Origin of the sequence: Motilimonas sp. 1_MG-2023 (assembly GCF_030547455.1) — a bacterium.
GTDB lineage: Bacteria > Pseudomonadota > Gammaproteobacteria > Enterobacterales > CBDFNC01 > Motilimonas.
This window is the reverse complement of the sequence record NZ_JAUOPX010000026.1, coordinates 1-19083: the sequence shown is the minus strand read 5'-3', so window position 1 is coordinate 19083 and position 19083 is coordinate 1. Positions and strand designations below refer to the sequence as shown.

The 19083-nt window shown below is 43.6% G+C and carries 18 protein-coding genes and 2 pseudogenes; 4 read left to right on the top strand and 16 right to left on the bottom strand.

Annotation, left to right across the window (positions count from 1 at the left end; translation table 11 throughout):
- Nucleotides 1-5: 5 nt before the first annotated feature.
- A complete protein-coding gene (gene ileS / locus Q4519_RS13875) occupies nt 6-3140 on the bottom strand; it encodes an isoleucine--tRNA ligase (RefSeq protein ID WP_303513187.1) in 3135 nt (1044 codons plus the stop codon).
- A gap of 362 nt (nt 3141-3502) precedes the next feature.
- Nucleotides 3503-4306, bottom strand: a complete 804-nt coding sequence (locus tag Q4519_RS13870) for a helix-turn-helix transcriptional regulator (RefSeq protein WP_303513184.1) — start codon at nt 4304-4306, stop codon at nt 3503-3505.
- 99 nt (nt 4307-4405) lie between these two features.
- On the opposite strand from Q4519_RS13870, the gene Q4519_RS13865 reads away from it, so the two are divergent.
- Complete coding sequence (locus Q4519_RS13865) at nt 4406-5122, top strand: type 1 glutamine amidotransferase (protein ID WP_303513181.1); 717 nt, start codon at nt 4406-4408, stop codon at nt 5120-5122.
- 81 nt (nt 5123-5203) lie between these two features.
- Here the strand turns inward: Q4519_RS13865 and yfcE are convergent, their stop codons facing one another.
- From yfcE to Q4519_RS13845, 4 genes are read right to left on the bottom strand one after another with little or no spacing between them, the layout of a single operon-like run.
- Nucleotides 5204-5752, bottom strand: coding sequence for a phosphodiesterase (yfcE, locus tag Q4519_RS13860; protein WP_232801010.1), 549 nt, complete (start codon nt 5750-5752; stop codon nt 5204-5206).
- Nucleotides 5753-5805: 53 nt separating this feature from the next.
- Entirely contained in the window at nt 5806-6051 is a 246-nt protein-coding gene (locus tag Q4519_RS13855; RefSeq protein ID WP_303513177.1) for a FeoC-like transcriptional regulator, read from the bottom strand.
- Nucleotides 6032-8335 (bottom strand): Fe(2+) transporter permease subunit FeoB, encoded by a 2304-nt coding sequence (gene feoB / locus Q4519_RS13850; RefSeq protein ID WP_303513174.1) that lies wholly within the window; start codon nt 8333-8335, stop codon nt 6032-6034. The genes Q4519_RS13855 and feoB overlap by 20 nt, the downstream gene beginning before the upstream one ends.
- A complete protein-coding gene (locus tag Q4519_RS13845) occupies nt 8335-8562 on the bottom strand; it encodes a ferrous iron transport protein A (RefSeq protein WP_303513171.1) in 228 nt (75 codons plus the stop codon). Before Q4519_RS13845 ends, feoB begins: the two co-directional genes overlap by 1 nt.
- A 486-nt stretch (nt 8563-9048) precedes the next feature.
- On the opposite strand from Q4519_RS13845, the gene yciH reads away from it, so the two are divergent.
- Nucleotides 9049-9372: a stress response translation initiation inhibitor YciH gene (gene yciH / locus Q4519_RS13840; protein ID WP_303513168.1), complete on the top strand. Its 324-nt coding sequence runs from the start codon at nt 9049-9051 to the stop codon at nt 9370-9372.
- A gap of 75 nt (nt 9373-9447) precedes the next feature.
- Entirely contained in the window at nt 9448-10005 is a 558-nt protein-coding gene (locus tag Q4519_RS13835; protein WP_233051089.1) for a TMEM165/GDT1 family protein, read from the top strand.
- 8 nt (nt 10006-10013) lie between these two features.
- On the opposite strand, the gene Q4519_RS13830 is transcribed toward Q4519_RS13835, so the two are convergent.
- The 7 genes and pseudogenes from Q4519_RS13830 to Q4519_RS13805 form a co-directional block, all read right to left on the bottom strand.
- The gene (locus tag Q4519_RS13830) at nt 10014-12362 is read right to left on the bottom strand and encodes a DNA polymerase II (protein ID WP_303513165.1); all 2349 of its coding nucleotides are present in this window, start codon (nt 12360-12362) and stop codon (nt 10014-10016) included.
- Between the two features lie 276 nt (nt 12363-12638).
- The gene (locus tag Q4519_RS13825; RefSeq protein ID WP_303513163.1) at nt 12639-13313 is read right to left on the bottom strand and encodes an SDR family NAD(P)-dependent oxidoreductase; all 675 of its coding nucleotides are present in this window, start codon (nt 13311-13313) and stop codon (nt 12639-12641) included.
- A 176-nt stretch (nt 13314-13489) separates the two neighbouring features.
- On the bottom strand, nt 13490-13711 hold the full coding sequence (locus tag Q4519_RS13820; RefSeq protein ID WP_303513161.1) for a hypothetical protein: 222 nt from the start codon (nt 13709-13711) through the stop codon (nt 13490-13492).
- Between the two features lie 158 nt (nt 13712-13869).
- Nucleotides 13870-14187 carry a GNAT family N-acetyltransferase gene (locus Q4519_RS13815; RefSeq protein ID WP_303513158.1) on the bottom strand — a complete coding sequence of 106 codons (318 nt, stop codon included), beginning with the start codon at nt 14185-14187 and terminating at the stop codon, nt 13870-13872.
- Nucleotides 14188-14311: 124 nt separating this feature from the next.
- A pseudogene (locus Q4519_RS22430) lies at nt 14312-14734 on the bottom strand (GrpB family protein).
- A gap of 104 nt (nt 14735-14838) precedes the next feature.
- Nucleotides 14839-16001 (bottom strand): annotated as a pseudogene (locus tag Q4519_RS13810) (tyrosine-type recombinase/integrase); the annotation flags it as partial.
- Nucleotides 16002-16506: 505 nt separating this feature from the next.
- Complete coding sequence (locus Q4519_RS13805; protein ID WP_303513156.1) at nt 16507-16926, bottom strand: hypothetical protein; 420 nt, start codon at nt 16924-16926, stop codon at nt 16507-16509.
- 356 nt (nt 16927-17282) lie between these two features.
- Between Q4519_RS13805 and Q4519_RS13800 the strand changes: the two genes are divergently transcribed.
- Complete coding sequence (locus Q4519_RS13800; protein WP_303513154.1) at nt 17283-17585, top strand: antitoxin of toxin-antitoxin stability system; 303 nt, start codon at nt 17283-17285, stop codon at nt 17583-17585.
- 112 nt (nt 17586-17697) lie between these two features.
- Here Q4519_RS13800 and Q4519_RS13795 read toward each other — a convergent pair whose 3' ends face one another.
- From Q4519_RS13795 to Q4519_RS13785, 3 genes are all read right to left on the bottom strand, one after another.
- Nucleotides 17698-18069, bottom strand: a complete 372-nt coding sequence (locus tag Q4519_RS13795; RefSeq protein ID WP_303513153.1) for a hypothetical protein — start codon at nt 18067-18069, stop codon at nt 17698-17700.
- Nucleotides 18070-18163: 94 nt separating this feature from the next.
- A complete protein-coding gene (locus Q4519_RS13790; RefSeq protein ID WP_303513152.1) occupies nt 18164-18379 on the bottom strand; it encodes a hypothetical protein in 216 nt (71 codons plus the stop codon).
- Between the two features lie 256 nt (nt 18380-18635).
- Complete coding sequence (locus Q4519_RS13785) at nt 18636-18941, bottom strand: hypothetical protein (protein ID WP_303513150.1); 306 nt, start codon at nt 18939-18941, stop codon at nt 18636-18638.
- Nucleotides 18942-19083: the final 142 nt, after the last annotated feature.

The window sequence follows — 19083 nt, the reverse complement described above, 5'->3', positions numbered from 1 at the left end:
CTAAGTTATTTTCGAACATCAATATAGATAGTACCCAGCTCTAACTCATAAGGCTCACCTAATCCTTGCGCTAGCTCGAAATCCAGCTCAATGGCCAAGGTTTCCGTCTTTAAGTAGTCTTCATACTTTTCTAGCCACAGCCGTACTTTGTCTGAAGTATTTATTGCAATCCATATTCTATCGGTAACATTGAGCCCCATTGATTTTCGCTTTTTTTGGATCCCACTGATTACTTCTCTCACCATGCCCTCTGCAATCAGCTCTTCAGTTAACTCAGGATCAAACTCCATCGAAATAAACCGATTTGACACGGCATTTACACCAGCTTTGGCCTTGCGAAAGATAACTATCTCATCTTCATTAAAGCGTTGGCCATCGACTTCCAACTGGCCTTGTTGCTGCAGCTGATCAATATCTTGTGCCGTCAAATTAGCGATTAAACTCGCGTAATGCTTCATCTGCTTGCCAAGGCGTTTACCCAACATAGGGAAATTTGCTTTAGCGTACAAATCAATAAATTGGCTCTCATCTGTGCTGAAACTAAGTGTTTTGATATTCAACTCAGATTTAATGTAACTCGACAGGCACTTTATATCTTGTAATTCAGCGGCATCTCGATGCAAAACAGTGGCACTGCTTAGTGGCGTTTTTAGCTTTATTTTTAGATCATTACGTTGCTGACGCCCCATCACTACTAAATGCTGCAAACGTTGTACACTCAACTCTAACGCTGGCGATTTTAGTTCGGCTTTTGCTTGTGGATAGTCGCACAAATGAACAGAAATAGGCCGTTCTTTATCGTTAGCATAACCGTTAAGTTGTTGATAAAGATATTCAGATAAAAATGGTGCGAATGGCGCCATCAAAGTCGAAAAGGTATTTAAGCAATAGTAAAGGGAGGCATAAGCACTTGCTTTGTCTGCATTCATTTCAGCTTGCCAAAAACGGGCACGATTAAGGCGAATATACCAATTGGTTAAGTCTTCTAAAAACGCAAACAGTAGTGGGACAACCTCGTACAAACGATAGGCCTGCATTTCGCTATTTACTTTCTCTATCAAGCTTTCCAACCGTGATACAATCCATTGATCTAAAACGTTTTCTTTAGCTAACTCGCCGGATGCCTGCCATTTATCGATATCGGCATACGTACTAAAAAATTTAAATGCGTTATACCAAGGTAACAACACCTTACGCACCATTTCTTGAACACCACTGTCGACAAATTTTTGCTCTTCTGCTTTTACTAAACCCGAGTTGATCAGGTATAAGCGCAGCGCGTCAGCACCATATTGTTCCATCAACGAGTCAGGCGCGGTATAGTTCTTTAACCGCTTTGACATCTTTTTACCGTCTTCAGCCATCACAGTGCCATTTACAATGACATTGGTAAATGGCGGTTTGCCAAACAAACTCTCACTCAATACCTGTAGGGTATAGAACCATCCGCGCGTTTGATCGACCCCTTCAGCAATAAAAGAGGCAGGGAAGTTAGCCTCAAACTGTTGTTTATTTTCAAACGGATAATGAACCTGCGCATAAGGCATAGAGCCAGACTCAAACCAACAATCAAATACTTCAGGTATACGACGATACACACCCTCTTCATTGGCGACAGTAAATGTGAGCCCATCAACGTGGTCGCGATGTAAATCCGATATTGCTTTACCCGTAAGCCTAGTCAGCTCGGCAATTGAACCAACACAAACATGATTACCAGTGATGTCATTGACCCAGATGGGTAGCGGAGTGCCCCAATAACGGTTCCTGGACACAGCCCAATCGATGGCATTTTCTAACCATTTTCCCATTCGACCTTGCTGTATGTGCTCAGGTACCCATCTGATTTGTTTATTATTCTCAACCAACTTATCGCGGATAGCGGTCACTTTGACATACCAAGAAGGCACAGTACGGTAAATGATTGGCGTATCAGAGCGAGGACAAAAGGGGTAACTGTGCATCAAGGTTTCATGGTGATACAGGTGTCCCTTGTCTTTTAATGTTTGGATGATTTGCTTGTCCGCATCTTTAACGTACATTCCGGAAAAATCATCGACCTCTTGCGTAAAACGGCCTCGACCATCTAATGGACAAACACTGGCGCTCACGTTATGCGCTCGGCAAACACGTTGATCATCTTCGCCAAATGCCGGCGCCATATGAACGATACCCGTCCCGCTTTCAAGGGAGACATAATCATCCGATAAGACTTGGAAAGCCCCCTCTTGCCGCTGACTAGCAAAATATGAGAACAAAGGCTGATATGCCTTACCAACCAATTCAGTGCCCTTGACCGTTGCAAGGACTTCTACTTGACGATTTTTTACTACTGTCCCCATAAGGCCTTGAGCAAGCCAGATTACCTTATTAACCGTTTTATCCCAGACTTTGACATAATCGAACTCCGGATTAACACATAAGGCTAAGTTTGAAGGTAAGGTCCAAGGTGTTGTGGTCCAAGCGGCAAAATAGGCTTCGTCATTCTCAAGTTTAAATAGCACCGTCACTGCAGGATCTTGCACATCTTTATAGTTAGACGACGCTTCAAAGTTAGACAATACGGTTTCCAGCTCAGTAGAATAGGCAACCACTTTTTCGCCCTCATAAACCATGCCTTTATCCCATAACTGCTTAAATACCCACCAGACCGACTCCATGAAATTAGGGTCCATAGTGCGATAGTCATTTTCAAAATCGACCCAACGACCTAGTCGAGTGATGGTTTTTTCCCATTCTTGGCTATAGCGCTGAACAATGGCACGACACTCATCGTTGTAGGCAGCGATGCCGTATTTTTCGACCGCCTCTTTAGCCGACATACCAAGAGCTTTGTCTATCTCGTGCTCGATGGGCAAACCGTGGCAATCCCAACCAAAGCGACGTTCAACATGATAGCCAAGCATCGTTTGATAACGCGGCACTATGTCTTTTATGGTCGATGCGACAAGATGGCCATGATGGGGTAGCCCCGTTGCAAAAGGAGGCCCATCATAGAAAACAAAGGTGGGTTTATGTTGCGATTGTTCGAGAGATTGCTGAAAAACCTGATTTTGCTGCCAAAAAGTCAGCACGTCATGTTCAGCGTTAACGAAAGAAAAGTTTGTCGATGACGAATGTTGTTTTTGCTCTGTAAACATACTTACCTCTGTAAATTTGCCTAGAGGTGAAGTTATAAAAAACCCGCCTTCTAGGCGGGTTTTTTATTTGTTAGTTACGCAAACTATCCCACCACTTCAAAAGAAATGATGCTAATAATTCGTTGGCTAAGCGTTTGCGTATTCATGAGGTAAAAATGACATCATCGGCAAAAGATGTCAACTGCTCCTAATAATTTTGTCTAAACCTGAAAATATTGCGGGCCTTATTTTCAGAATTTAAAGTCAAGAGCACTGTTACGCTAATTTAAAAGGAGCCTACATTCCTACATGAACGTGCCTAGTATTGAAAGCTCGGGTGCTCTGAAACATGCATCTTCAAGTTGGTTGGTAAATCCGAAGTATTAGCCTAGAAGTGCACTAATGGTTAATCCGTGAGCTAAACTATCACTGCGATATTTGCTTGGAGTCTGGTTAAACATTTTTTTGAACGCATAAATATAGGCTGAATCCGAGGCATAACCCAATTCCAAAGCAATGTCTTGAATCGTTCGCGTTGAGCTTAATAACTGTAAAGATAAAACCAACCTGACACTTTGTCGCCACAAAGAGAAAGACTGATTAAATTCTTTAGCGCACAGCCTTGATAGGGTTCGCTCTGATGCCCCCACCTTGACTGACCACTCTTTAAGTGTGAGTTTCAAGTTTGGTTGCTGTCTCAGTTGAGTAAAGATCGACTTCAATCGCTTATCCGCTGGGATTAACAATGGAATATCATAACTACCTGCAATTTTAATTTGATCTCTTAACACCACAAGCAAATTTGTAAGATTAACATCCGATAATTTACTAATACCTTCACCGAATAAAAGCAGTATTAATTCTTTAATGAATGGGGTTACTAAACAGGATTTTGGGCAATCACCATATTGCACGCATGCACTTGGATTAAGATAAATTGCCAAAAATTGGGTATCCGTGACAGCAACGGATTTATGCACTGTACTTTCCGGTATGAATAACATTGCATTATGAGGAACAATGGCAGATTTTTGGTCAATTGTTGACTGCAATAAGCCAGTTAAGGGAAACACTATTTGGTGCCACGGATGTGAATGAAACTCGTCAATATAGCCAGCAGGCATATGGATTGCTTTGGTAATTAGTTGGCTATTGGAGGATGTCAGGATGAGTTCATTTGCTTGCATACTTGGCGACTTATCTATGTTTTATGTCAGTTAGTATAATATTTGCCATATTAATTTAATATAGAATTGTCATTTAATCGTCAGTTTAAAGGCCAAAAAATGCACATCCATTTTATTATTCATGAACATTTTGAAGCACCAGGTGCTTATGAAAGCTGGGCAAAAAACCGTGATTTCACGATTAGTTATTCCAAAGTTTATCAGGGGGATCCCTTGCCAAAAAATGTTGATGATTTCGATTTTTTAATCGTAATGGGCGGACCTCAAGATCCGTCAACGAGTAAAGAGCAATGTCCTCACTTTGATACAAAAGGTGAACAAGATGTCATCTTGACAGCCATTGATGCCGGAAAGGCAGTGATTGGGGTTTGCCTTGGCTCACAACTAATTGGTGAAGCGCTAGGTGCTCAATATGAACATAGCCCTGAGCGTGAGGTTGGCAAATTTCCCATTAACTTAACCAAGGAAGGATTAACACACCCACTTTTTTCTCATTTTGGTAGCACACTAGACGTCGGTCATTGGCACAACGACATGCCCGGATTGACCTTGGATTCTAAAGTTATCGCTTACAGTGAAGGCTGCCCAAGACAGATTGTTGCCTACAGTGACAAGGTATTCGGTTTCCAGTGCCATATGGAACTAACAAAAGAGCTGGTTTCGCTGTTAATTCAAAATGACGATTTAAGTAGAGCGGCAGAGTATCGCTTTGTTGATGAGGCAGACATATTACTGAATCATGACTACTATGAAATGAATCTAAAACTACACGAATTCTTAGATAAATTGGCGCAACGCTGTCAAGCAACAGTCTAGCTCACCATATCCGCTACTTATTGACATCATTGGCGATTTGCTAATTTGTTGCCGCTGCCTTAGCAAGGTTCACCATCATGCCTAAGCGAGATCTTGATACAACATTAGCTCGTCATCAAACAACCGCTTTACTGATAAGCCCTGTTGATCAATCAGCCCATAACTAGCGGGCGCTTCTCCCCTTGGCAATGCGATAGAGCCGGGGTTGAAATAAAACAAATGCCCCCGCTTTTCCGCTACTGGTTGGTGGCTATGAGCAAAGCAAAAAATATCGCCTTTGCTCAAAGGGGGTAAAGCATCAGGGTGGTAAACATGACCGTGGGTTAAAAAGAAGCGCCTGTCATTCGCAAGCAATTGGTTATAACTTGCGTCAATTGGAAAATCGAGCAAGCCTTGGTCTACTTCACTGTCGCAATTACCGCGTACAGCAATAATGCGCTTAGCAAATTCATTGAGCTTAGAGGCAACCATCGCTGGCTCATAACCATTGGGCAAAGCGTTGCGTGGACCGTGATTTAGCACATCACCTAAAATGACTAGATAATCAGCCTGCTGGCGAGTAAAGGCTTTTAGCGCGAGATTTAAAGACGAGAGCGAGCCGTGAATGTCTGCAATAACAAAGAGTTTCATAATATCCCAGTAAAATAAGCTAATCACGCCCCTGCAATAGAGGCGAGTTAATGTTAGCTAATTTCAATTGTGGGGATTTGCGCTACATCATGCCAGCTGTACCAAATTTCATTTTCTTTGCCGCAGCCACAGGCACTGGCTGCTTTTTCCGACATGGATTTATGCACATTGCCCCGTTTGATGAGCAGCGCAAGCATGGCATCTAAACCTTGCGGCGAAACGCGATAACGGCGGCATAACTGCTGCTGACTGATCCGCCCTGCTTGTTGTATCTCTTGCTTAAGCCTTTGCAGTATCACCCATCACCACCTTAGGCTTTAATAGGTCGCCTTTAAATTTCATCACCGCTATCACGCTCGCTAAACTAATCACAATCCCCCCCAGCCAAGCCAATGAGCTTGCAGGATGCGCTGAGATACGCGCGGCTTGATAAACAAATACCGCCACTAAATAGGCAATGCCCGTGGTCCAACAAGCAGTAAATATCGCCCATTTTTGACCAATTTCACGTACCAACGCGCCCATTGCTGCGGCACATGGAATGTAAAGCAGGATAAACAGTAAGTAAGCAAATGCCCCCGCTTGACCGTCAAACCTTTGTTGCATGTCAGCAAAAACACTGATATCAACTTCTTGCTCTGCCGCCACCGACGCCGAGTCAGAAAGGTCACCCACATTCACGCCCATCGGGTCACTAAAACTCAGCCCGGCCAAGTTATCAGGAATTGTGTTCAACGCTTCCAGCAATTTATTGCCTAAATCAAATGCTTCTTCCTCGGCCTCACGTTGACTGGCATACAAACTATTCAACGTGCCCACCAGCGCCTCTTTGGCAAAAACGCCTGTGATAACACCTACCGTCGCAGGCCAGTTATCTTGCGTCAGCCCCATTGGGGCAAATATGGGGGTCACTTGCTGCGCCACCACACTCAAAATTGACTTATCGCTATCTTGGTTACCAAAGCTGCCGTCGGTCCCGAGTGAGTTAAAAAAGCTCAGCGCGGCCACCACTATAATGATGGTTTTGCCGGCGCCGAGTATAAAACTTTTCAACTTATGCCAGGTTTTAATCGCGATATTGCGTGCGCGCGGCACTTCATAATCAGGCAGCTCAAGTAACATGTTTTCACTGTTGCCCGGTAATAACGTTCGGCTCAGCACAAAGCCGGTAAATACTGCCACTAATATTCCCGTAAGGTACAAAACAAACACCAAGTTCTGACCATTTTCAGGAAAAAAAGCCGCCGCAAATAAGGCGTATACCGGCAGTCTCGCGCCACATGACATAAAAGGCGACATAATACTGGTAAGTAATCGCTCACGCTCTTTGTCTAAGGTGCGCGCCGCCATGACTGCTGGCACCGTACAACCAAACCCAACAATCATCGGCACAAACGATTTACCTGGCAGTCCAAGTTTTTGCATTAGCTTATCAACCACAAAGGCGGCACGCGCCAAGTAACCCGAGCTTTCAAGCAAAGATAAAAACAAATAAAGGCAAGCAATCACCGGAATAAACGTCGCCACGGTTTGTATGCCTGAGCCTATACCATCCGCCAAGATCGCATTTAACCAAAGCGGAGCCCCCCACTGAGTGAGCAATAACCCCGCTCCCTCAACAAAAACAGCGCCAAAACTAATATCAAAGAAGTCGATAAAACTGCTACCTATATTAATGCTGAACATAAAGAGCAGATACATCACTAATAAGAAAATAGGCACACCAAACCAACGATGTAACACCACCGCATCGATTTTCTCTGATACGCTAATGGACAATTTACCTGCCGTGCTAATGCCTTGCTGCACTAGCTGATAGATAAACGAATAGCGCGCATCAGCAATGTGTAAATCCAAATCATGACTTTGTTCTAAAGTGCGCCTCGATTGCGTAACGTCGAGTTGATCCTGAGTGGATAATTGCCCTTGTAACTGTGGATCCGATTCAATGAGTTTCATCGCCAAGCCACGGCTATGACAATTAAGCCCTAAGGTATCCGCGATGGGCAATAGACGAGCTAACGTGGCTTCAAAATCATCGCCATAACTCAAGGCTAATGGCTGATTGTTAACTTGTTCAAATAAATTCGGTAACTGCTGCTTTAATGCACTGACTTGATCAACTTGATTTGAAGACAACGCTAGCACAGGGCAACCTAGAACTTGCGCAAATAAGTCTAAATCAAAACGCAGATTTTTTTGCTCAGCACTGTCCATTTTATTGAGTAGCACCAGCATCGGAAAACCAAGCTCTTTGAGCTGCAGTGTTAAATACAAACTGCGCTCTATCGCGGTAGCATCCAGTACATTAATGATCAAATCGGGTTGCTGACTAAGAATAAAATCAAATGCAATTTGTTCATCAAGTGAGTAACTATCTCCCGCGTTATCAAAACTATAAATGCCGGGTAAATCAGTCACGCTAAAAGACTGCTGGCCTACTTCAAACTGCCCTGTTTTCTTATCAACGGTTACGCCGCTCCAGTTACCCACTTGTTGGCGTGCGCCCGTTAGACCATTAAACAGGGTCGTTTTACCGCAGTTAGGATTGCCTACGGTGATAAGGTGTTTGACTGCATTCATTAAATGACCTCTACCGTGATTTTTTCTGCTAAGGTTTTGCGCAGTGCCAAGCTGATATTTGAGGTTTTAATTTGCAGAGGATCGCCAAAAGGCGCCAGACGTACAAAATGGATCCTCGTTTGCGGTAATAATCCCATCGCTAATAGTTTTTTACGGTGCCCGACGCTGATACCCTCATAGCCAATAATTTTAGCTTGTTGGCCAACTACTAATTCTGATAACTTCATCTAAACACCTTTAGTAATGCGAATTGTTTTTATTTGGGTGTATTTTAGAAATACTGGAATAAAAATGTTTGCGGTAGATCAATTTTTATCGAGACCACGACAAGTTGCTTGTTCAGCAAAGGCCTAAGCCAATAAAAATAAGCGCAGACAACAGTTATACCCAATCAACTTGAAGATGCATGTTTCAGAGCCCCACCGTGTTTCCAATACTAGGCACGCTAATGCAGGAATGTAGGCACCTTCTAAATTAGCGTAACAACGTAGTGGAAACCCGGTGGCGCTCCCAAAGGGCAAGTTTTACAAGCGTTTATGCTGCGTTATTGATTTTGATAAGGGGAAAGCCATTACCTGCAATCAATGCCTTGCCTAAACGCTTGTAAAATCTTGCTGAAATCAAGCATCTCCAGGTTGATTGGGTATAAGTAGGCATTCACCTTTGCGCTCAAAATCAGGTAAAATAGCGCGAAAAAAATAATGGGAAGCAATATGAGTGATAATAGCCGTTTGGTCTATTCAACCGAAACAGGCCGAATTGATGAAACTAAAAAAGCCGAAACCATTCCTGAAACCGATGGTATAGTGAGAATTCGCCGAGAAACCAAAGGCCGCAAAGGCAAAGGCGCAACTTGCATTAGCGGCTTAGGGTTAGCAGAAAAAGAGCTCAAAGAGCTAGCTAAAGCCTTAAAAAAACGCAGTGGCAGCGGCGGTACCGTAAAAGACCATGTGATAGAAATGCAAGGCGACCAACGTGAGTTGGCCAAGGCATTTTTAGAACAAAAAGGGTTTACCGTAAAATTGGCCGGCGGCTAATTACAATATTATTCATTTCCTAATTCGGTTTGCCCCCATATTAAGGTGAGCCGATTAGCTGTATAGGTATTTTTTGTGGAAGCTTTACTCACTTCAACTCTCGCGGTAGCCATCGCTGAAATCGGCGACAAAACCCAATTATTAGCTTTTCTATTAGCCACCCGATTTAAAAAACCGTTGCCTATTATTTTGGGCATTTTTATCGCCACCATCGCCAATCATGCGGCAGCGGCTTGGATGGGCGATTGGGTTGCCAGTTTAATCTCACCACAAGTGCTTACTTGGGTGGTCGGCTTGTCATTTATTGCCGTGGCTATCTGGATATTAGTGCCCGACAAAGCCGATGATGAAGATAACAAGCTTTATCAATATGGCCCTTTTGTGGCGAGCTTAGTGCTGTTTTTTATTGCCGAGATAGGCGATAAAACGCAGGTGGCAACGGTGCTACTCGCGGCTAAATATGATCAACTGTTTATGGTCATCATAGGCACCACGCTGGGTATGTTAATTGCAAACGTACCCGTGGTATTTGCCGGCCAATTCAGCGCGGATAAATTACCACTGAATTGGATCCGTGGCATTACCTGTGCGCTGTTTGCCATCATGGGTATTTCAACTCTGATTTGGGCTTAAAATTGGCGTTAAAACAGGCCGAGCTGATCCTCTGCAATGGCTGAAAAATTGAGCCCTATGGCCGGTAAAATGGCGTCGGCAATCGGCTGCAGTTGTTTTTCAACATAGTGGTCATAGTCAATCGCACTGCTAATGTATTCAAGGGGCTGTGGCCCCGCTAAAGTATTCAGGTAACGGATAACGCCTTTATTTTGATAGCGTAAAGGCAAACTTCGTCGCTGGTTTTCAGCATCCGCTAACATCGCCGCCCGAGCATGGGGCGGTATGTTTTTAACGTAGCTGTTTAATGGCTGGCCTAAGCGTTTTTTATATACCAATAAATCATCCTTTTGGCCGCTGCGAGTTTGCACCACAAAATCACGAATAAATGCGCTGGGATCTTGCTCTGAAAAAATCATTTGGTATAACCGCGTCTGAAAAATGCGCGCCAGCTCGGTCCAATCGGAGCGCACGGTTTCGAGCCCTTTAAATACCAATTTTTGCTCGGCGCCGGTGCCTGTTAATCCCGCGTAACGCTTTTTGCTGCCTTTTTCTGTTCCTCGAATAGTGGGCATAAAAAATTGCTGATAGTGGGTCTCAAATTCCATTTCTAAGTGACAAGACAAATTCATTTCTTGCTGTAACTTTTCTTGCCAACACTGATTAATATGCTCGGCTAAGTCACGCCCAATGGCATCAGGATCTTGGCTACTTTCAAGAGGCTCGTTCAATAATACAAACGTTGAGTCGGTATCGCCATAAATCACTTGATACCCTTTGGCTTCAATCCAGATTCGCGTTTGCTTCATGATTTGATGGCCACGCAAGGTGATAGAGCTTGCTAAGCGCGTATCATAAAAACGACACCCCCCTGAGCCCAACACACCATAAAAAGAATTCATAATGATCTTAATGGCTTGTGAAGCAGCCGCATTTTTTTGCTGTTTCGCTTCATCTCGCGCTTGCCAAAGCTCGTTAATAATATCCGGTAGAAAATGGGTATGACGAGAAAAATAAGCGCCTAAAAACCCCTCAATGGCTTGCTCTGGCTGTTTTAACCCTTCGATCATCCCGACAGGATCGATCTTAAAGGTGCGGATAATCGACGGATAAAGGCTTTTATAATCCAGCACCAAAACGTGTTTATACAGCCCCGGCTGGCTTTCCATCACATAACCACCTGGGCTAGCAAGGCCGCCATCAGGCGGAAGGTTTGGCGCCACATAGCCAGCGCGGTGGACCCGAGGTAAATATAAATGAGTAAACGCCGCGACCGAGCCACCACTGCGACCAAGCTCAAGACCGGTTAAGCGGCTACGTTGCTGTAAAAAAGACAGTAGCTGGGTGTGTTGGAATATTTGCCACACGAGACGACAGTCTTGCAAGTTGTATTTTGCTAGGGCCAACTTGTCATAATTAAACTGATAATTTATCTCGGCCATTTTATCAGCGCTCTGGTTAATACTCTTACCTTCGCCGAGTAAATTTTGCGCGACAAACTCAAGAGAGAAGCTATCAAACTGATAAGTGGCCGCCTTTAGGGCTTCAATACCATCAATCACCACACGGCCATATAAATCTAAAAACCCCCCGCCCTGCTGGCCATCGCGCCACTTAGCCAAGGTTTTTGCCCTACCATATCTGGGTTCAATGCCTAGGGCCTGCGCGCGTTGCACTAGCAGTCGCATATCAAAACCGATCACCGCCCAGCCAATAATAATGTCGGGATCATAACGCGTTAGCCACTGCATAAAGTGCTGTATTAACTCCGCCTCATTACGACACCAAATGATATAATCTAAATCATCGGCCTGCTCCTCGCCGATCATATAAACCCACTGCCCCCAATCGGCATAGAGACCAATAGAATACAAGTGGCCTTGTTCAGAGCACTCTATGTCCAATGAAACGGTGTTAAGGGAGCATGCTACTGCGGCAGGTTTAATCTTGGCGTTATGCACCTCAATGTAGCCCATTTTTTGCACAAACTTACCGGTGAAACAAATTTCAGCGTGAACAAATCGCTCCATCAAATATCGATCATAAGGCTTAATATCGGCTTCAAAGGTTTCTATCTGCGCGGCTTGTAATAAACGTGATGCCTGAGTGGCCTGATAACTAGAGCTGAAGTACAAACCTAACGTGGCTTGATGGCTAAAAGTGCATAAGTCGAGTGACTTTGTTTGGTACTGAAAATCTGCGAGTAATGTTGCAATGGCAGTACGGTACTCAGAGGCAACAAAAAACACCACGGGCTCAGGTGAGCTAAAAAGGCGATATACACCCGTTTGCCCCTTAAGCCAAAATTCATGTTTAACTCCTTGTGGAGTATTGTGGCTGTGGCGCGTTAGTAAAAAGCCTGACTCGATAGCCTGCATTGTTTCTCCTATGCTGGCCCATCAGTTTACCTCAATCGCCAAATAATCATACCCTGAGCAACAGAGATGCCAAGCAGTGTATTCCAAGCTCCTAACACACTTTTGCCCCAAAATGAGTTTGGGGTGAGCAGAAATAGCCCTGTATAGACATCAGCCAAATAATCAAGCTGGGTGTCAGTGAACGACTCACTATAGTGAAACGCCCTGCGCGGACCCGCATGCAGGGTGTTGTAGGGACTGGAGGTTAGAGACCTCCGGCTACCCGATTGGCTGTATTTAATACAGGGCTTCTTCGCCAAATGCGTGATAGATTCCGCTTAATTTTGCATTATCAATTGTCTCTATAAAAGCAAGTGCACCATCTTTAGCTGAAAACTTTGCATCACTTGACCCTGAATCGGTTTGTAACAGGCCAGGGTTAATTGAAACAATAACGTTGTTAGATAGCTCAGTATCATTTGCTAAGGATAATGAAAGCATATTCTGTGCACATTTTGCAATTCTATAGCCATATGAAAAATCTCTGTTCACAAAGTCTCCTCGAACAGCTTGAGATATTGAAGCAAGCCTAGAGGTTACATTTACAATTTTTGAACCTTTGATATAGCTACTTACAGCTTTGATAACCCTCAATGCCCCTACACAATGTAAATTAAGCTGACTTAGTACCTCTTCAGGTTCTAAGTCTGAAAGGTGACAACCATAGCTACCAGCTCCTGCATTATTAACAACAATGTCAATTTTCTCGATAGCCAATGACTCAATGAAAGTTGTTAACAAAGGGCCGATATTTGTGTTTGTTACATCGCCAACAAGATGGTGATAATTTTCATCAATTATTAAAGGCTTATTTCGTGAGATTCCGATTACTAGAAACCCCAATTTGACATACTGTTTAGCTACTTCAAAGCCTAAGCCTTTAGATGTTCCGGTAACTAGTACAACTCGCATAAAACCTCATACAGCTAACAGCTTATTGGACCCCGTAAAGGGGTGATCAAACTCCCCAAAACGGCGCCTAAAACATATTCTCTATATTTACACTATTTTTATCTAAGGTAAACAGCAGCTTACCGATGTGATTGTGGTATCGATGTGATATTCCGAGAAAACGACGACTAATATTATTATGCGGCAGGTGTTAACTCATTATTGTCCAGAGATGTGCTGACGTGAATGTGTAACACACTTTTGCCCCAAAATGAGTTTGGGGTGACCAGAAATAGCCCTTTATAGGCATCAGCCAAACAATCAAGCAGGGTGTCAGTGAACGTCTCGCCGTTGCCTGTGGTATCACCAGCAAAAGGCCTTGCTAGAAGCTCGAAAACCAAAGGAATCAATATTGGCATTAGCAATGATTTCCTTGCTGCTCTAGGTCTGGCATAACTAAAGGACATTTGAATTACTATTCATTACGGAAGATGAGCCGCCCATTTCACATCTTCTCAATCGAGAGAGCATGGTGGGTGGTTTGGGGGCTGGAGGTTAGAGACCTCCGGCTACCCGATTAGGTGCGTAGCCAAAGTTGGTAAAAGTCCGTTTCATCGTGCTTGGGATTCTTACGCACGAACTCCCAACCATGGCGCTTGTAGAATGTGAGAGCTCGATGGTTAGTTCGGCTTACCGAAAGTACAGCACGCAAACAACCCGCTTTACTCAAAATACTTACAATATAATCCTGCACTTTTGGGGCGAGTCCTGATCCACGAAAATTCGGCTTTAAGTAAATGAGATGCACATAGCCAGTCTCCGGCTCGGGTGAAAAGCTACGAAACTCTAACTGCCCTGCAAACTGACCATCCACAAATAATGGATATAGAACCATCCTGATGTGGTTAACCGGTCAAAGACTCGTTCACGATAAGTAATTTCCATACTTACCTTTTCCATCAAGCACCTAACGCTCGCAGCAAGGGCACGGTCTTTTCCGCGTCCATTGCCTGTTATTGTTAGAGTTCAGACCTCTTAGAATGAACTCGATCATAGAAAACTTTCTTTTCCTTTTGATACTCTGCTTTGTTGTCGGGATACTTTTCATGCAAGCCAATTTTTAGTTCATTTAACTCTCTGAGCAGTTCAGGTTTAGAACTTAGTTGCTCTTTAAAATTTAAATGGTTTAATGCATTAATATCGCCATACTCATGAATATGCAGGTGACTGACATAGGGAGTTTACCTTACAAAATAATAGCGCCTTTCGATCCCATACTCACCCCGATACTCGTAACCCAGGGCAACATAACAGCCAATAAGTGTTTTTGCAGTTTCAAAGTTCTTCACTAGCCCTAGAATATCCAGAACATCTTTCGAATAGAGCCCGGCAACTGATGCGCCTCCATAAGTTGCTCTTAAATAGCTTACCTTCCCTGAAATTATTCATAACTTGCTAATATTCAATTTCCCGTAACTCATTTCTGTCCAAAAGTAAGTTATAAAATCATATAAAAATAGCTAAAGGATAGTTAGTAAGGCCATGACTACCTTTTAGATACCCACTCATCAATCATATCTGCCCAGTCTTGCAGCATGGCGGGGCGTTGCTCGCGGTATTCTGCCTTGTTATACGCCGCCCTGACGCCCTTTTGTTCATGGGCTAGGCATTTTTCAATCCAGTCAGTGTTGTAACCAGCCTCGTGCAATAAGGTGCTGGCGGTGCGGCGTAAGTCATGGGGGCCAAATTTAGCGAGGTCTTGGCCATCTTTTTGCGCCGCTTTATAAGTCAGCGTCAGCACTTTGTTGAGGGTTGCACTGCTCATCGGGGCATCTGAGTCATAGCGTGATGGCAGTATGTAATCTGAGCCACCGGAAAAGGTTTTTAGGGCGATTAAAAAATCGATAACTTGGCGAGACAGAAACACCAAGTGCAGGTTGCGCCGTTTCATCCGCTCTTTTGGAATAGTCCAAAGGGCTTCACTGAAATTAATCTCGTCCCAAGTGGCATTGGTTAACTCACTCTTTCGAACCATGGTGAGCAATAACAGTTTTACCGCTACTCGGATAGTCGGCGTTGTCCCTACCCGTTCAAGGTAACGATACATTAAACCGATTTCTTGCAGGGTTAGGGGGCGATCCCTTGGATCAAATTTAGCGATACTAGCAGGGCGCACCCGAACAGCGGGATTTTCAACTTTTGGCCACGCTCGATGGCCCAGCGAAACACCTGTAACACAATTTCGCGGGCATGAACGGCGGTGGCCGGTGCGCCGCGCTCTACTATGGTATCGGTGAGTGCCCGTAGGTCTTCATGGGTGATTTCAGTCAGCTTTTGATTACCAAACTTAGGTTTTAGCTCTCGATCATACACAGAGCGGCGCATATCGCGCGTTGAGTCGGCCATTTGATAACCCCTAAGCCATTTGTCAGCCCAGGCTGCAAACGTCTCGGTATCCTTTATCCGCGATTTACTGCGGGCTTTTTCTTTGGCTGGTGACTTGCCTAATGCAATCATTTTCTTGGCCTCGATTAATCGCTCTCTGGCTTCTGCTAGCGTTATTATAGGATAGCGACCAAAGGTGATGGTTTCTTGTCTGCCGCTGATGGAATAGTTGTAACGAAATGAGGCGGTGCCTGCTTTGATAACGGTAACATACAGGGCATCTCTATCATTTACCTTATAGAGTTCGTCATGTGATTTGAGGTTGCTTGGTCATTCCTCTGTCAAACCGTGCTAGATTTGCCTCGGTTAAAAACAAAAAAAGTCCGCAGTTACGAGGACTTAAGTTTATTGCTTGTTAGTGCCAGTACTTGCTAAACGGAGGATTATTCCCACTCTATTATCAACTAGCACCTTAAATCCTTTTGTTTCAGCCACTTAAATAACACCTGAAATCTAAAACCATTATTTGTACCATGCTTAGAAAATTTGGTGATACTTTTAAGCTAATCACACATTTTACCGTTATGCGGCGTTAGCTTAAGTGCTCACCCGCTAGATCATACCTTGAACTTCTAAAACTAGAGGAAGTACTGAAAGATATGAGTCCATGGTTTGAATATATTGAAGCCCAATTTGTTGTTAATTCTTCTTGCATGATGCTAAATCCTGATTGCACTTAAAACGCCGCTATCACCCGCCAGAGGATAAGGCCGCTTTTTGTACTCCGCACAAAATGTGACAGTTGCCGGAGGTCGGGAGCATAGCCTTTTTATGCATTTTCTCTTTGCCACTCTTCACATGCTACCCTACACGCTGGGCAATATTTAATTGCAATACTCTTCCCATGTAGCTCAGTCGGCCCATTGATTTCATTCATATAGCTGTTTGGAAAATAGGCTATAGTGGCCTGTTCATACTCTCTGCTATAGTCAACGTGACCGCGAAAAACCTTAACCAAGCCTTCTAACAATTCGTCTCCATGTACCTCACAAACGTTAAATATGTCTCTGAGCTCAAAGAATTCGGGTACTTCAAGGCCATGTTCATTTGAAAATGTGACCACATTTTTCTGTTGCCAGTAGGCTAGACGATTCTTGGTTGATTTATTAAGTTGAGCTACAAACTTCCTGTATCTAACTGAATCTCCAAGATAATCATAAAATCGCTTTCTAAATTCTTCTCTATCCATCATTATTCCTAACGCGATTTCTCCGATGCATAACAGCTCATTCGATCCCATAATGGGTGAATAAAACAAACCCTCGATATTCACATCATTTTTATTTCGGGTAAACAGTCACTTACAGTGCTAGCTCACGAACCGAAGTGAAAATCCGACAAAACGGCGATCAATAATGTTACGCAACAAGAGCTAGCACGTTTTGTGCAAAAATGAGTTTAACGATGATCTAACGCTGCCATACGATGGATTCATTTAAGTGTGGCCTTTCCGTGCAAGCTCTAAGCTTCTTGCTCATAAGCTCTGTGCCTTACATCCCAAATTTCTACCGCATGTTGGATATTCAGCCAAAACTCAGGTGTGTTATGAAAACAAGTACAATCTATGCAGAAAAAGCCGTGTCATCAAGCGAAGCTAGAAAGCATTTTAAGGATTGCTTATCAGGGGAGCCTGTCGTGGTTTTATCGAACAATGAGCCAGCAGGTTATATGATGAGCGCGGCTTTTTTTGAAGGCCTTATGAAAGCTTTAGAAAGCAATAATGCTGACTCTGTTTCATCATTTAGGCCGATGAGCGCTCGCTTAGAAGCCATTGCTCACCTGAATGCTCAAGCATTAACAGAGCTTGATGCGAGTGTTTTGGGAGAGTTTAAGGAGCGTCAGAAATAGCTACTATGGCAACTGTTCAATAAACAGCGGTGTTCAATAATAATGAACAGCATTAAAAAATGAACAAAGAGACTCAACTCAAGGCGAACAACATACACAAGTGAACTTGTTGCTAATCAACGCTTCTGCTGACTAGTTTAGAAAGAAAAGCAACGATACCTTTTTCATTGCTGGTTGCGCGACTGAGTACAAAGTAGTTACGGATTGCGAAAAATACCCCTACTAGAAAACCTGCTATACCAACCCAATTGCATACGTGTACCAAACGGCCAAAGCGAGCCTCGATAATAACGTAGAATTTTGATTCGGCTTGACTAGCAATATGCCCTTCGATGTAACCACCAAGAAGGATGGCAATCAGGAAGTAAGCAATAATTCCTGTTAAAAGAGCCCCCCACCACGACAATCGCGACGCAACATGCACAATATCTGGAATGACAGAAGCAATGCTATTGCTGCGTCTCCTGCGATACCGTTTTCCCATGGCTGAGATATCCTTTTAGGAACTTAACATTAACCAACTGCGCCTGTTCAGTTGATAGCTCTAACTGTTTTAACACCATCAACTTCAGTGCTGACTACGTCAGTAGTTTTAACAGAGTACAAGGTTTACTGTAATTAGGCAGCTCACCAAACTCACTATTTAGCTTCTCAGCACTCATCCATAACCCATTAGTGAGCCCTTGATTTTTTCCTAGTTCATACTTATTTTTCTGCTCTACTAAAAGCACTGGGATAAGGATCGCCGACGAGAAAACGCTTCCTGCAATAAAGCTTACTAGATACTTTTTCATTGTTCCCTCTTTGGCAAATCGACTCTTGCATCCATCTTGCTCAACTTGAGAATAGTACTCAGGCTAGACACGGTTAAGCCAATCTTGACCAGACCAGACATACTTTAATTAGTAAATGACGTATATATAACTCACTTACGAACACCAACTATTAGAAAAATAACGCCGCCAGCAACTGCCGGAGTGAACTGGCTGCTTTTTTGCATCTTTTTGCAAAAAAGAAGACAGTTTAAGGAGGTTAGATTGACTGGCCTTGTTATACGTTTTTTGCAAGTGCATTATGGAATGCCTTTTCGTATTCTTCTACTTTATCTTGTAATTCCATTGTTTCTGCTACCTTTTTTAAACGACGCCAGAAACCCGACTTAGCCCCATGCTCGTACGCAATGTCCTCAAGAACCTCCATAGCTAAGCCGAGCTCATTCACGCGTAAATATTCGCGGTATTCGGCTAGATCTTTTTCCTCTAACCCAAACCTTTCAGGTTCATGCAGAAATTCTGCGGCTTGAGTAAGCTGAACCTCTATCACTTTCCATTTTTTTGCTAATCGATGCTCAAACATAATTTACTTTCAACAGTTTCTCAGCTCCCATAATGGTTGAATAAATCCCCCAGAACGGCATATAATGCATATTCCCATGAATGCCGATCACCCAATAACATTGATGCCGATCACCTGATAACACCCAAGTCGATCACCCAAT

What these genes read in the sequence shown, in the direction of transcription:
- Q4519_RS13815 (WP_303513158.1), bottom strand. Translation starts at nt 14,187, where the DNA reads ATGGTTCTATATCCATTATTTGTGGATGGTCAGTTTGCAGGGCAGTTA.
- Q4519_RS13785 (WP_303513150.1), bottom strand. Translation starts at nt 18,941, where the DNA reads ATGTTTGAGCATCGATTAGCAAAAAAATGGAAAGTGATAGAGGTTCAG.
- Q4519_RS13795 (WP_303513153.1), bottom strand. Translation starts at nt 18,069, where the DNA reads ATGGGAAAACGGTATCGCAGGAGACGCAGCAATAGCATTGCTTCTGTC.
- Q4519_RS13845 (WP_303513171.1), bottom strand. Translation starts at nt 8,562, where the DNA reads ATGAAGTTATCAGAATTAGTAGTTGGCCAACAAGCTAAAATTATTGGC.
- feoB (WP_303513174.1), bottom strand. Translation starts at nt 8,335, where the DNA reads ATGAATGCAGTCAAACACCTTATCACCGTAGGCAATCCTAACTGCGGT.
- yciH (WP_303513168.1), top strand. Translation starts at nt 9,049, where the DNA reads ATGAGTGATAATAGCCGTTTGGTCTATTCAACCGAAACAGGCCGAATT.
- Q4519_RS13805 (WP_303513156.1), bottom strand. Translation starts at nt 16,926, where the DNA reads ATGGATAGAGAAGAATTTAGAAAGCGATTTTATGATTATCTTGGAGAT.
- ileS (WP_303513187.1), bottom strand. Translation starts at nt 3,140, where the DNA reads ATGTTTACAGAGCAAAAACAACATTCGTCATCGACAAACTTTTCTTTC.
- Q4519_RS13820 (WP_303513161.1), bottom strand. Translation starts at nt 13,711, where the DNA reads ATGCCAATATTGATTCCTTTGGTTTTCGAGCTTCTAGCAAGGCCTTTT.
- Q4519_RS13790 (WP_303513152.1), bottom strand. Translation starts at nt 18,379, where the DNA reads ATGAAAAAGTATCTAGTAAGCTTTATTGCAGGAAGCGTTTTCTCGTCG.
- Q4519_RS13870 (WP_303513184.1), bottom strand. Translation starts at nt 4,306, where the DNA reads ATGCAAGCAAATGAACTCATCCTGACATCCTCCAATAGCCAACTAATT.
- yfcE (WP_232801010.1), bottom strand. Translation starts at nt 5,752, where the DNA reads ATGAAACTCTTTGTTATTGCAGACATTCACGGCTCGCTCTCGTCTTTA.
- Q4519_RS13830 (WP_303513165.1), bottom strand. Translation starts at nt 12,362, where the DNA reads ATGCAGGCTATCGAGTCAGGCTTTTTACTAACGCGCCACAGCCACAAT.
- Q4519_RS13825 (WP_303513163.1), bottom strand. Translation starts at nt 13,313, where the DNA reads ATGCGAGTTGTACTAGTTACCGGAACATCTAAAGGCTTAGGCTTTGAA.
- Q4519_RS13865 (WP_303513181.1), top strand. Translation starts at nt 4,406, where the DNA reads ATGCACATCCATTTTATTATTCATGAACATTTTGAAGCACCAGGTGCT.
- Q4519_RS13800 (WP_303513154.1), top strand. Translation starts at nt 17,283, where the DNA reads ATGAAAACAAGTACAATCTATGCAGAAAAAGCCGTGTCATCAAGCGAA.